The organism is Curtobacterium sp. MCJR17_043, assembly GCF_003224315.2.
Lineage (GTDB): Bacteria > Actinomycetota > Actinomycetes > Actinomycetales > Microbacteriaceae > Curtobacterium.
Genome location: NZ_CP126259.1, coordinates 1979157 through 1991521, shown reverse-complemented (window position 1 = coordinate 1991521; position 12365 = coordinate 1979157). Strand labels below are relative to the sequence as shown.

11 protein-coding genes and 3 pseudogenes are annotated in these 12365 nt (G+C 73.1%); 3 read left to right on the top strand and 11 right to left on the bottom strand.

The features are described from left to right. The first annotated feature begins 157 nt into the window (after positions 1–157). The 3 genes from DEJ15_RS10300 to DEJ15_RS10290 all read left to right on the top strand — a co-directional run bounded on the left by DEJ15_RS10300 (position 158) and on the right by DEJ15_RS10290 (position 1999). The gene (locus tag DEJ15_RS10300; RefSeq protein ID WP_284174951.1) at positions 158–406 is read left to right on the top strand and encodes a cupin domain-containing protein; all 249 of its coding nucleotides are present in this window, start codon (positions 158–160) and stop codon (positions 404–406) included. Further along, positions 403–717, top strand: coding sequence for a carboxymuconolactone decarboxylase family protein (locus tag DEJ15_RS10295; RefSeq protein WP_258365954.1), 315 nt, complete (start codon positions 403–405; stop codon positions 715–717). Before DEJ15_RS10300 ends, DEJ15_RS10295 begins: the two co-directional genes overlap by 4 nt. Positions 718–781: 64 nt before the next feature. Further along, on the top strand, positions 782–1999 hold the full coding sequence (locus tag DEJ15_RS10290) for an MFS transporter (RefSeq protein ID WP_110825496.1): 1218 nt from the start codon (positions 782–784) through the stop codon (positions 1997–1999). A 79-nt stretch (positions 2000–2078) separates the two neighbouring features. On the opposite strand, the pseudogene DEJ15_RS10285 reads toward DEJ15_RS10290, so the two are convergent. From DEJ15_RS10285 to DEJ15_RS10240, 11 genes and pseudogenes are all read right to left on the bottom strand, one after another. After that, positions 2079–3255, bottom strand: a pseudogene (locus DEJ15_RS10285) (flagellar hook protein FlgE). A gap of 46 nt (positions 3256–3301) precedes the next feature. Next, entirely contained in the window at positions 3302–3937 is a 636-nt protein-coding gene (locus DEJ15_RS10280; RefSeq protein WP_284174950.1) for a flagellar hook assembly protein FlgD, read from the bottom strand. Between the two features lie 61 nt (positions 3938–3998). After that, positions 3999–4172: pseudogene (locus DEJ15_RS18385) on the bottom strand (flagellar hook-length control protein FliK); the annotation flags it as partial. 1189 nt (positions 4173–5361) lie between these two features. Further along, positions 5362–5763, bottom strand: a complete 402-nt coding sequence (locus tag DEJ15_RS19545) for a C40 family peptidase (RefSeq protein WP_502866094.1) — start codon at positions 5761–5763, stop codon at positions 5362–5364. A gap of 779 nt (positions 5764–6542) precedes the next feature. Next, positions 6543–7864 (bottom strand): annotated as a pseudogene (locus tag DEJ15_RS10270) (FliI/YscN family ATPase); the annotation flags it as partial. Then, a complete protein-coding gene (locus DEJ15_RS10265) occupies positions 7861–8490 on the bottom strand; it encodes a FliH/SctL family protein (protein WP_110825489.1) in 630 nt (209 codons plus the stop codon). The pseudogene DEJ15_RS10270 and the gene DEJ15_RS10265, both read right to left, overlap by 4 nt. Continuing rightward, positions 8483–9520 carry a flagellar motor switch protein FliG gene (gene fliG / locus DEJ15_RS10260; protein WP_110825488.1) on the bottom strand — a complete coding sequence of 346 codons (1038 nt, stop codon included), beginning with the start codon at positions 9518–9520 and terminating at the stop codon, positions 8483–8485. The genes DEJ15_RS10265 and fliG overlap by 8 nt, the downstream gene beginning before the upstream one ends. Continuing rightward, positions 9517–11181: a flagellar basal-body MS-ring/collar protein FliF gene (gene fliF / locus DEJ15_RS10255; protein ID WP_110825487.1), complete on the bottom strand. Its 1665-nt coding sequence runs from the start codon at positions 11179–11181 to the stop codon at positions 9517–9519. Before fliF ends, fliG begins: the two co-directional genes overlap by 4 nt. Beyond that, complete coding sequence (fliE, locus tag DEJ15_RS10250) at positions 11181–11486, bottom strand: flagellar hook-basal body complex protein FliE (RefSeq protein ID WP_110825486.1); 306 nt, start codon at positions 11484–11486, stop codon at positions 11181–11183. The genes fliF and fliE overlap by 1 nt, the downstream gene beginning before the upstream one ends. Beyond that, positions 11486–11881 carry a flagellar basal body rod protein FlgC gene (locus DEJ15_RS10245; protein ID WP_258365955.1) on the bottom strand — a complete coding sequence of 132 codons (396 nt, stop codon included), beginning with the start codon at positions 11879–11881 and terminating at the stop codon, positions 11486–11488. Before DEJ15_RS10245 ends, fliE begins: the two co-directional genes overlap by 1 nt. After that, entirely contained in the window at positions 11878–12222 is a 345-nt protein-coding gene (locus DEJ15_RS10240; protein WP_110825485.1) for a flagellar basal body rod protein FlgB, read from the bottom strand. Before DEJ15_RS10240 ends, DEJ15_RS10245 begins: the two co-directional genes overlap by 4 nt. Positions 12223–12365: the final 143 nt, after the last annotated feature.

Genomic DNA, 12365 nt, shown 5'->3' with positions numbered 1-12365 from the left:
ACGCCCACGGCGCACGGCCCCGGCGCCACCTTCACCGGTGACGTGTGGGTGACCCCCCATCACCGGGCCGACCGCACCCTCCCGACTCACTGCCGCGCTGGTGCGCTTCACGCCCGGAGCTCGCTCCAACTGGCACTCCCACGACGTCGGACAGACGTTGCACGGCGTCGAGGGCAGCGGCTTCGTCGGCACCCGCGACGGGCGAGTGGTCCGGATCCGCGCGGGCGAGACCGTGTGGCCCCCGCCTGGGGAAGAACACTGGCACGGTGCTGCCGACGACACCCTGATGGCGCACCTCGCCCTGCTGGACGTGAACGAGGACGGCTCCGACCCCACGCGTTGGCTCGAGCCCGTCACCGACGAGCAGTACCAGGCCGCGCACACGTCCGCAGGTACCACCCGATGAGCAACCAGCCCCGCCAGGTCGGCGGTGGTCGCCGCGCCATCGGCGACATCGCCCCGAAGCTCGCCGCCCTCACCGATGACGTGCTGTTCGACGACGTCTGGAACCGGCCCGGCCTCGCTGCCAGGGACCGCAGGTTCGTCACCGTGGCGGCGCTCATCGCTGGTGGCGACGCCGCACAGCGCATCGTCGGCGCGACGAAGGAGCACCACCTCTCCGACGCCGCAGCGGCCGTGCACATCGAGCTCACCGACGACGAGGTGCACGCCCTCGAGCGGCACGACGCCCTGCGCCGACCGAGCTACTACCGCTGATCCCAGCGGCCCGGCGGGACCACTCCCACCGGGCCGCCTCTTCCCCCCGATCGAGAGGAACGACATGACGAACGACGCGATGACGGCGGCGCCTGCTGGGACTGCCGCACCGGAACGCATGCCATGGCTCAGCCTGTTCCTCCTCACCGCCATGGGGTTCGTGCTCGTCACCATGGAGACGATGCCGGCCGGGCTGCTCTCCGCGATGGCCAGCGGCCTCAGCACCAGCGAGAGCACCATCGGGCTGATGATCAGCGCCTACGCCCTCGGCACGATCGTCGTCACGGTCCCCGCGATCACCCTCACCCGCGGATTCCGCCGGAAGCCCCTGCTCCTCACCGCGATCACCGTACTGGTGCTGGGGAACACCCTCACCGCGCTGTCCGGGGTCGTGGCGCTCTCGCTCGCATCCCGCCTGCTCGCAGGAGCCGCCTCCGGGGTGGTCTGGGGCATGTTCGCCGCGTACGCCCGGAAGATCAGCCCACCGAGCCGTGCTGGCCTCTCGCTCGCCGTCGTGTCCGTGGGTGCGCCGCTCGGGTTCGCCCTCGGAACACCGCTCGGGTCCGCACTCGGCACCGCCTTCGGCTGGCGGTGGTCATTCGGCGGCCTGAGTGCCATCGGCATGATCGTGCTGGTGCTGATCGTGGTCGTCGTCCCCGACGTCGAGGGACGACCAGCCGCCTCGCGCCTTCCCGTCCGACGCGTCATCAGCAAGCCCGGCGTCGCGGTCGTGCTCGCCGTCATCGCCGCCTGGATGCTCGGCCACAACACCATCTACACGTACATCGAGCCGTACCTGCGCGTCGCGGGGAACGGCATCGGGGTCGACGTGCTGCTGCTGCTCTACGGCATCGCCTCCGTCCTCGGTGTCGCGATCACCGGAGCCGTCATCGACCGCCACCCTCGGACCCTCCTCCACGCGAGCGTCCTCGTCTTCATCGCAGCCGCCGTCACCCTGCTCACCGTGCACGCATCGGCTCCGGCGGTCGTCGTCGCCGCGGTGCTCTGGGGACTCGGTTTCGGAGGAGCGTCGACGCAACTGCAGACCGCCCTCACCGTCGCCGGCGGTGATGACGCGGACGTCGCCAGCGCGTTCCTGCCCGTCGCCTTCAACGTCGCGATCTTCGCCGCGGGCATCGTCGGCGCCCTGCTCCTGACGGCGTTCGACGGGCTCGTGCTCCCCGCCACGATGACCGTCCTCGGCGTGGTCGCGTTCGTGCTCACGCTCGTCGGCCGACGCACCGCCTTCCCCGCGCGCTGGCCCGCCAGCGACGACGCGTAGGCCGCGCCACGGGGACAGGGGTGCTCCCGCAGGACTGCGGGAGCACCCCTGGACAGGAGCCGGCGGAGCCCCCGTGGACTCAGCGCTTCAGGTTCGTGAGCTCCTGCAGCACCTCGTCCGAGGTGGTGATGATGCGCGCGTTCGCCTGGAAGCCGCGCTGCGCCACGATGAGGTTCGTGAACTCCTGCGACAGGTCGACGTTCGACATCTCGAGCGTGCCCGCCGCGAGGGAGCCCACGCCCGCGGACCCCGGGACGCCGACGGCCGCCTGGCCGGAGTTCGCCGTCGCGCGGTAGCCCGACGCCCCGGTCTTCTCGAGGCCGGCCGGGTTGGCGAACGTGGCGAGGGCGATCCGTCCGACGGCGAGCGAGGAGCCGTTCGAGAACGTCCCCATCACGGTGCCGTCCTTCGAGATGGAGTAGCTCTGCAGCGACCCCGCCTCGTGGCCGTTCTGCGACGAGATCGACGCGGTGTTCAGCGCCGCGAAGCCGGTGAGCTGGGTCATGTCGACCGCGATGCCACCGACCTGCAGGGTGGCGCCGCGCGAGATCTTGCCGTCGGTGCCGAAGGCGATCGTCCCGGTGGCCGAGGTGCCCTGCCCGTTCGAGGCCGCGACGGACCAGCCGGTGGCCGTCTTCGTGTAGGCGAGCGAGAGGGTGTGCTTCGTCCCGTACTGGTCGAAGACGGTGGCGTCGCGGTTCAGGGTCTCCCCCCACCGCGGTGTCGGACGGCAGGTTGCCGGACACGGTGGCGGCACTCGTCGCGGTGGCGGGTGCGGCGGCCTGCAGCGGCAGGGTGATGTCGGTGAGCTGCCCGCCGTCGTTCACGACGCCGTTGGTGGCGGAGTAGCCCTGCACGATCTTGCCGTCGGCGGTGACGAGGCGACCGTCGGCGTCGAAGTCGAACGCGCCGGCGCGGCTGTAGACGGTGTCGTTGCCGAGGCGGGTGACGAAGAAGCCATCACCGGAGATCATCAGGTCGGTCGCCTTGCCGGTGGCCTGCGCCGAGCCCTGGGCGAAGTTGGTCGAGACACCGGCGACCTGCACGCCGAGACCGATCTGCGCGGGGTTCGTGCCGCCGATGCCGGTCTGCGGACCACCGGCACCCTGGGTCATCTGGGAGAGGGTGTCCTGGAACACGGTGGTCGAGGTCTTGAACCCGACGGTGTTCACGTTGGCGATGTTGTTGCCGGTGACGTCGAGCATCTGCTGGTGCGAGCGGAGGCCGGAGATGCCGGAGTAGAGCGAGCGGAGCATGGTGCGTCCCTTCGTGGACGAGGAAGCGGAGGAGGAGGAGGGAGGGTCAGGAGCCGGAGGCGGTGGAGATACCGGAGATCACGTCGAGATCGACCTCCTTCCCGTTCACGGTCACGGTCGGCACGCTCTCGGCGTAGGACACCGCGGTCGCGGTCCCGGTGACGGCCTTGCCCGAGGTGGCGTCGGTGTAGCTGACCTGCTTCCCGACGAGGTTCGCGGCGGCCATGCGCATCTGCAACGAGAAGCCCTCGTTGGCCGTCGTGGTCTGGTTGGTGATCTGCTCCATCATCGCGAGCTGCGTCTGCTGGCTGATCATCTGGTTCGTGTCCATCGGCGACGACGGGTCCTGGTTGCGGAGTTGCGTCACGAGGAGCTTCATGAAGACCTCGGAGTCCATCGTCTGCGACCGCGAGGACGCCGCGTCGGCCGCGAGGGCGGCGGCCTGCGTGGCGGTGTCCACGGAGCCCGTGATCCCGTCGAGTGGCATGTCGTGTTCCTTGTCGTGGTGGCCGGTCAGGCGAGGACGTCGAGTCCCGCGGTGCGGACGGTGGTCGAGGCGGAGGGGGCGGTCGGAGGCAGCGGTGAGGCGGGCCTCCCGGCCGGCCAGGCGGGGGGTCGGTGCGGACCGTGTCCGGACCTGCTCCCCGGCGGCCGTCGCGGGCTCCGGCGTCGGCCGGGTCACCGCCCGGCCGGTTCTGGGCGGACAGGTCGAGGGTCGTGCCGCCCGCGGCCTCGCGGCGCAGGTCGGGCAGGATCTGGCGGACGGCATCGCGCCCGGCATCGGAGGCGGCGAACAGCTCGACGTGCATGCCGTGCCCCGTGACGTGGGCACGGACCGTGACCGGACCGAGCGCGTCGGGCGTCAGCTGCACGGTCACGACGTGCTGACCGGGACCGGCGGCCGCGAGCGAGAACAGCGGTCGCGCGAGCTGCTGGGTGAGGGGCTGGTTCGGCGCTGCGGTGCCGGTGGGGGGCGGCGGGTGCGGTTGCGCCGCTGGTCGACGCGGTCGACCCGGTGGTCGCCGGGGCGGCGAGCACGACCGGTGCGTCTGTTCCGGTCACGGCCGGGAGGCCCGTCCCGCCCTGGTCGGGAGCGGCTGCGCCCGCCGCGTGGCCGGGTCGAGCGGCGCCCGACTGCGCGCCACCGGCTGCCGCGCCGGCCGTGGTCGGAGCGGCCGTGGCCGGGGTCGCCAGCGCCGGGGTCGCCAGCGGCGGGGTGGACAGCGGCGGGGTGGACAGCGCCGGAGTGGACAGGGCGGGAGTGGCCGGTGCCGGGTCTGCCTGAGCGGGAGCGGACTGCCCGGTGGCCGACGGTGCCGTGGCGACCGGTGTCGGCGTACCGACCCCGCTGCCCGTCGCGCCCGCTGTCGAGCCGCTCGGGGAACCGGTGGCGGCAGCTGCCGGGACCGCGATGGCCGGGACCGCGCCCGTCGCGACCGCGGCGCCGGCGTCCGGGGATCCCACGGCGACGATCGGTGCGGAGGGGCCCGAGGGCCCGCCGGCGCCGTCGGCCGTGACGACGTCCGCGGCACGAGTGGTCTCGCTGCCGGTCGAGGACCGGTCGGCGGCGGTAGTGGACGGTCCGGACGCGGGAGCGAGTGCTCCCGCCGTGTCGAGGCCGGTCGGAGCGGCAGCGACGGCGGCGGACGGACCGCCGGTCGTCACCGCGACGGTCTCCGGGCCGGCCGTGGTCGGCTCGCCCGGGTCTGCAGCGCCCGGGGTCCCACCGTTCGCCGCCGGGACCGGCGCAGCGGATACGGGACCGGACTGCGTACCCGACGCCACCGTCCCACTCGTCGGCACGACCGGGAGGGTCCCGCCGAGAGGGACCACACCGGCGTCGACGACCGACGGGTCGCCGGCGGGGGCTGTGGCGTCGGCGTCGGCGCTCGGTCGGGCGGCGGTGTCGGCCGACGACCGGCTCGCGGACGAGGTCCTGCCGTCCCGGGCCACACCGCGTTCGTCGGACCGCCCGGAGGCGAGCTGCGCGGCGGCGGTCGTCAACGCCAGTCCGAAGCCGGCAGCGGCGTCCGGCCTGCTGGTGCTCCGGCCACGGGACGCGTCGACCCCCCGGGGCGACTCCGGACGGCGGAGCGGTCACGGCGTTCATGCGGCGCTCCCGGCGAGGAGCGACTTGAGTGCCGCGGTCTGCAGGTCGGTCGTGCTCGGCGTCCCCGCTGCACCGACCGTCGGGACGGCCTTCGCGGCGGCAGCGGCTGCTGCCTCCTGGGCGGAGGGGACGATGCGCCGGATGGTGGCGATGTCGCCGTCCGAGTACCAGTTGTCGACGATCCGGACGTCCTTGCCGGGCCGCGGCGCGTGCAGGACCTTGCCGTCGCCCAGGTAGATGACGATGTGCCCCTCGCCCTTCGGGATGATGAGGTCACCGGGTTGCGCCTGCGCGAGCGACGGCACCGCGACGCCCATGTCGGCCTGGTCCGGCACGACGCGGGGCATGCTCACGCCGAGGTCCTTGAAGACGGTCTGCACGAGACCGGAGCAGTCCATGCCGGCCCGGGTCTCGCCGCCGAATACGTACGGGACGCCGAGGTACTGCTTCGCGGCGGCGACGACGTCGTCCCCGGTCGCGCCGCTGCCGGTCGCGATGGTGCCGTGCCCGGCGTCGACGGAGGTCGCGGGGGGCGGCGGACGCGGCGGCCGTGCTCGCCGGAGCGGCGGGCGCCGCCGTGGCGGAGCCGGTGCCGGTACCCGTGGCGGTGGCCAGGGCGTCGGCGAAGGCGGACGAGGACGCGGCGGACGTCGGCACGGTGGTACCGCCCTGCAGCGTCTCGATCCGGCTGCGGATCTCACTGATCCGCGAGAGCACGGCGTCGATGCTCATCGGCTTCCCCCCTTCGGTGCGGCGGCGCGCGGCGATCTCGTCGAGCGCGGTCTGTTCGGCACGCAGGTCCTCGGCGGCGACACGGCTGGTGTGCTGCCCCTCGAGCTTCTCCAGCCCGAGGGCGGACCGGCGTGCGGCGTTGTAGGTCTCCTGCGCCCGCTCGGCGTCGGCACGGCGGGACCGGACGACGGCGTCGAGTTCCTCGAGCATCCCCCCGGGTCGCGGCACGGGCCGACGCGACGGCGCTGAGCGTCGCTGCGTCGGTCACCGTCTGCGGCTCGTCGTCGAGGGTGCGGCGTGCGGCCATCCGGGCGTCGGCGGCGTCGCGGACCCGTCCGTTCGCGTCGGCGAGGGACGCTGCGGCACGGTCCTGTTCGGCGTGCCGCAGGCGGAGGAGCCCGGCGAGCGGGAACCGGCGCGCCATCAGGACACGCCCCCCGGACACGCCGAGCGTGCGGACGAGACCGGCCAGTCGCTCCCAGGACCCCGCGGCGGTGACCTGCTCGGCCATGCCCTGCCGCAGGAACCCGTCGATGGCGTCCTGGTGGTCCACGGCGGCGTCCACGAGCGGGTTCGTCCCGCGCTGGTAGGCACCGACGTCGAGCAGGTCCTGGGCGCTGCGTCGCGCTGCCATGACCTTCCGCAGGGTGGTCGCGACCGCCCGCTGCTCGGGGGGTCGTCACCTTCGAGGCCACGCGCGAGATCGACCCGAGCGCGTCGACGGACGGGAAGTGCCCGGTGACCGCGAGCTTGCGGTCGAGCACGACGTGTCCGTCCAGGATGCTGCGCGCCGCGTCGGCGATCGGCTCGTTGTGGTCGTCGCCGTCCACGAGCACGGTGTACAGCCCGGTGACGCTGCCGACCCGGTCGGTGCCGGCACGCTCGAGCAACCCGGCGAGCACGGAGAAGGTCGACGGCGGGTAGCCCCGGGTGGCCGGGGGTTCCCCGACCGACAGCCCGATCTCGCGCTGGGCCATCGCGACGCGGGTGAGCGAGTCCATCATGAGGACGACGTCCTGGCCGGCGTCGCGGAACGACTCCGCGATCCGGGTGGCGACGAAGGCCGCGCGCAGCCGCATGAGGGCCGGTTCGTCGGACGTCGACACGACGACGATCGACCGCGCGAGCCCCTCCGCGCCGAGGTCGTCCTCGAGGAACTCGCGCACCTCGCGGCCGCGCTCGCCGACGAGGGCGATCACGTTGACGGCGGCGTCGCTCCCCCCGCGCGATCATCGACAGCAACGAGGACTTGCCGACGCCGGAGCCCGCGAAGAGCCCCATGCGCTGCCCCCGCCCGACCGTCGTGAGTGTGTCGAGCACCCGGACGCCGAGCTGCAGCGGGGTGTCGATCCGGGTGCGCGCCATCGCGTTCGGCGTGTCGTGGTCGAGCGGGACCCACGCGTCGGTGTCCAGCGGTCCCCGGTCGTCGATCGGCCGTCCGAGCCCGTCGAGCACCCGCCCGAACAGGCCGGTCCCGGTCGGGACGAGGACGGGTCGCCCGGTCGACCGCGCCGGTGTGCCCGCGGTGATGCCGGTGAGCCGTCCGAGGGGCATGCAGCGCACGCCGGACGCGTCGGTGGCGACGACCTCGACGGCGGTCTGCTCGGCGCCCTCGGCCCCGACCGTGATGACCTCGCCGACGCGGGCGTCGAGCCCGGCGATCGTCAGCCCGAGACCGACCGCGCTCGTCACGGTCCCGACGCGCTGCGGGCGGGCCGCGGCGACGGCCACGTCCAGACCGCGTGGCCGGAGCAGGGTCGCCGTCACCGGAGGACCCCGAGCGCGACGCGGGCGCGGGCGAGCGCTGCGTCGATCCGGGCGTCGAGGACGCCGTCCGGCAGGTCGACCACGGCGTCGCCGTCCCGCAGCGCGGGGTCGGCGACCACCGGGACCGGCAGGGTCACGTCGGCGAGCACGGCCGCGTCGGCCGGGCTCAGCCGCACCGCCGTCGCGACCGGCGTGTCCGCGGCCGCGAGGGCGCGTCGGACGGTCTCCTCGGCCGAGGCGGCGCGTCGGCCGGTCGGACCGCTGCCGTCGCCGTCCGGACGGGAGGCCCGGATCGCGGACCCGACGACGGCCTCGGCGAGGTCGACGGCCGCGGCGGCGACGGACTCCTCGGCGGCCGCCAGCACCGGTGCGACCCGGGCCTGCAGCGCTGCCGCGGCGCGGTCGAGGACGGCGACCCGTTCGGCGACGACGGCGTCGAGGGCCGCGAGGCGCGCCTCGTGCTCGGCGACGAGCCCTGCACGGAGCGCCTCCGTCTCGACCTGGGCGACCCGGAGACCGGCTGCGTAGCCGGCAGCGTGCCCACGGACGTCGGCGCTCGCGGCGCGGCGGGTGACCGCGGCGTCCGTGATGACCGGGAACGCGACCGGGGCGAAGGCGTCAGTCAACGAGCTCGTCCTCCTCGGCACGGTGCACCGTGATGACGCCCTGGGCCTCGAGCTCGCGGACGGACCGGACCACCTCGGCGCGGGCCTCCTCGACCTGCGACACCCGGACCGGGCCCATCGACTGCACCTCGTCGTCCAGGAGCTCGCGGTTGCGCTCGGACACGTTGGCGCGGATCGTCTCGACGACCGCGACCGGGGCGCCCTTCATGGCGGTGGCGAGGATCTTCGAGTCGATGCCGCGCAGGACCTGCTGGATGTCGCGCGACTCGAGCTTGACGATGTCCTCGAAGGTGAGCATGCGGGAACGGATGTCCTCGGCGAGCTCCGGGTCACGGGCCTCCAGGCCGTCGAGCACGGCCTTCTCGGTCGCGACGTCGGAACGGTTGATGATCTCGACGAGCGGCGCGATGCCGCCGACGACCTCGACGCTCTCGCGGGGCGAGACGACGGCACCGGCACGCGCACGGAGGACGCCGGCGACGATGCCCACCGACTCCGGGGTGGCGGTGCCCATGGTGGCGAACGACTGCGCGACGTCCGTCCGGACCCGCTCGTCCACGCCGGCGAGCACGGCGCTGGCCTGCCCCGGCTTGAGGTGCGCGAGGACCAGGGCGATGGTCTGCGGCAGCTCGCCCTCGAGCAGGGCGATCACCTGCCCGGGCTCGGCGTCGTCGAGGAACTCGAACGACTGACCGGCCAGGTTGGAGGCGAGACGGTCCATCACGCCGGCGGCGCGCTCGGCCCCGAAGGACGCCTCGAGCAGCCCGAGCGCGGTGTCCTTGCCGCCGCGGCGACCGGTGCGCCCGGTGCGGGTCAGGCGGTGGAACTCGCTGAGCGTGCGGTCGACGGTCTCGTCGTCGACGCGACGCATCCGCACGATCTCGGCCGAGATCTCCTCGGCCTCGAGTTCGGAGAACTGCTTCATCACCTCGGCGGCGCGCTCGGTCTCCATCTGCATGAGGATGAGCGCCACCTTCTGCGCGCCGGTCAGCTGCCGGTCGGTGCCGGGCGCGGGGACGACGGCGCTCACACCGACGCCCGGTCGTCGAGCAGCCCGCGGAGGAGCTCGGCCGTGCGCTTCGGGTCCCGCTCGGCGAGGGCGGAGATGTCCTGGCGCCGACGCTCGGCCGTGATCTCGTCGGTGGTGAGCACCTCCGTCGGGGCGTCCTCGACGGGCAGGGCCTGCAGGGCGACGGTCGGCGCGTCCCCGGCGTCCAGACCCGTGCGGTGGTCGGCCGGTTCGACGGCGAGCGGCAGCTGGAACGCATCGCCGAACGCGTCGAGCTCGCCGATGTCGACCTGCTCACGCTGCTGACGCCGGCTGCGGCGGGCGAGGAACACCATCACCGCGACGAGTGCCAGCACGACGCCGACGACGATGCCCGCTGTGCGGATCGCCGACCAGAGCGCTTCCTGCTCGTCCGCCTCCTGCTGCGCCTCGAGCGCTTTCGCCGCGTCGTCCGCGGCGCTCGTGTCGAAGTCCATCATCGCGACCTCGACCCGGTCGCCCCGCGCCGTGTCGATGCCGGCGGCGTTCGCGACCAGGTCGTTGATGCTCTGCAGGTTGACGCCCTGCACCGACGTCGCCCCGGAGTTGAGCGCGACCGAGATCGTCTGGCGGTCCATCGCCCCGGCCGGGATCTGGGTGGTCTCGGTCGTCTTGTCGACCGCGTTGTTCTTCGTCGCCGACTCGTTCTGGTAGCCGCCGTCCGTCCCGGCGCCCGCGGTGCCGTTCGGCACGGCGATGTTGTCCGGACCGAGGACACCGGTGGCGTTCGCGCCGGCACCGGAGCCCGCGCCGTACTCCTCCTTCGTGGAGGACTCGTTGAGCGCGACGGGGCCGGTCGTCGGCGTCGTGTAGGACTCGGTCGTCCGGGTGCCGGAGTTGTCGCTCATCGTCGCGGAGACGACGACGCTCGCGTTGCCGGCGCCGAGCGTCGTGTCGAGCAGGTCCTGGATCTTCTTGCTCGTGGCGGCGTCGTAGTCGGCGGCCTGGTCGGTGCCCGAGCCGGTCGCGCCGGTGCCGACCGCGGACAGGGTCTGCCCCTTCTGGTCGACCACGGACACGTCGGTCGGCTGCATGCCCTCGACGGCGGCGCTCGTCAGGTGCACGATCGCCTGGACCTGGTCCGAGCCGAGCTCGGCGCCGTTCTTCGTCGCGATGAACACCGACGCGGTCGGGTCCTTCTCCTCGTCGACGAACACGGACTTCTCCGGGATGGCGAGTTGGACGCTCGCGGTCTGCACGCCGTCCATCGCGGAGATGGTCTTGGCGAGCTCGCCCTCGATCGCCCGCTTGTAGGTGACGTCCTGCTGGAACTCGGAGCTCGTCACGCCCATCGTGTCGAGCAGCGAGTAGCCGCCCTCGTTCGAGGACGGCAGCCCGTTCGACGCGGCCGCGAGTCGCTCCCCGTACACCTTGTCCTGCGGCACGAGGATCGTCGCCCCGCCGTCGGTGAGCTGGTACGGGACGCCGTCGGTGGTGAGCTGGTCGGTGATCGAGCTCGCGTCGGCGGCGGCCAGCCCGGTGAAGAGCGGCGCGTAGGACGGCTTGCCGAGCCAGGACGCCAGCGCGATGCCCCCGAGCACGAGGGCGGCGATGCCGATGACGGCGATGGTCCGCTGCGCGGCGGTGAACCCCTTGACGTACGCGCCGAGCCGGCCGAGCACGCCCTGCATCCCCGCGGGCATCAGGCCTGCATCCGCATGATCTCGTTGAACGCGTCGACGCCCTTGTTGCGGACGGCGGCGACGAGTTCGAGGGTGACCTGCGCGCGGGTGGACGCGATGGTGGCGTCGTGGATGTCGTCGAGGTTGCCGGTGACCGCCTTGAGCGCGAGCGTCTTCGAGTCGCTCTGCAGCTGCTGCAGGCCGTCGACGGCGGACCCGAGGCTCGCGGCGAACCCGTCGCCGCCGTCGCTCGTGGTGCCGGACACGCTGGTCGCGGCGTTCGTCATCGCGTTGGTGGTCACACCGTTCACGGCGTCGATGGGCATCAGTTCTTCCCGATCTGCAGTGCCGCCTCGTAGGCGGTCTTGGCACGGTCGACCACGGCGGCGTTCGCCTGGTAGCCGCGCTGGGCCATGATGAGGTCCGCCATCTGCGTCCCGAGGTCGATGTCCGGCATGCGGACGTACCCCTCGGCGTCCGCGAGCGGGTTGTCCGGCTCGTAGGTCACGCGGCCGGCGGCGCTGCCGAACGCAGCGCCCTTCACGTACGCGCCGGACACGCCGTTGCCCTCCTGGACCTCGACGTACCGGGCCTGGAACGCGGAGTCGTCCATCGACCGGACGGTGTTGACGTTCGCGATGTTGTCGGAGATCGCGTCGAGCCACTTCCGGTGCACGGTCATGCCGGTGCTCGCGATGCCGATCGCGTCGAAGGTCGTCACGAGTTGGTCCGCATCGCCGTGCGGAGGCTCGTGGCCTCACCGCCGACCGCCTGCGTGGCGAACTGGTAGCGGAGCACGGTGTCGACGTTCGAGAGCGTCTCCTCGTCGAGGTTGACGTTGTTCCCGTTCGTGTTGGTCGGCTCGAGGCTCCGCGCGACGGACGGCGCGGTGTGGCCGTCCCCGTCGACGATGCTCTTCGCGAGCGCGTCCTCGAACCGGACCTTCTGCGCCCGGTAGCCGGTCGTGTTGATGTTCGCGATGTTGTCGGCGATCACACGCTGACGCATCGAGAGACCGTCGAGCGCGCTCTGCAGCGCAGCCGACGTCACGGAGTCGAACACGGAGGGGTCCCCTCGTCGGGCGTCGTCACCGAGGACGTCGCCGAAGCGGTGGTGGCCGATCCCTGGCCTGTCGTCGAGCGATCCGTGCTCGGGATGGCCTATCGGCGGGTCCGTCGAGCCGTGTAAGCCGTCGCCCCGAACGG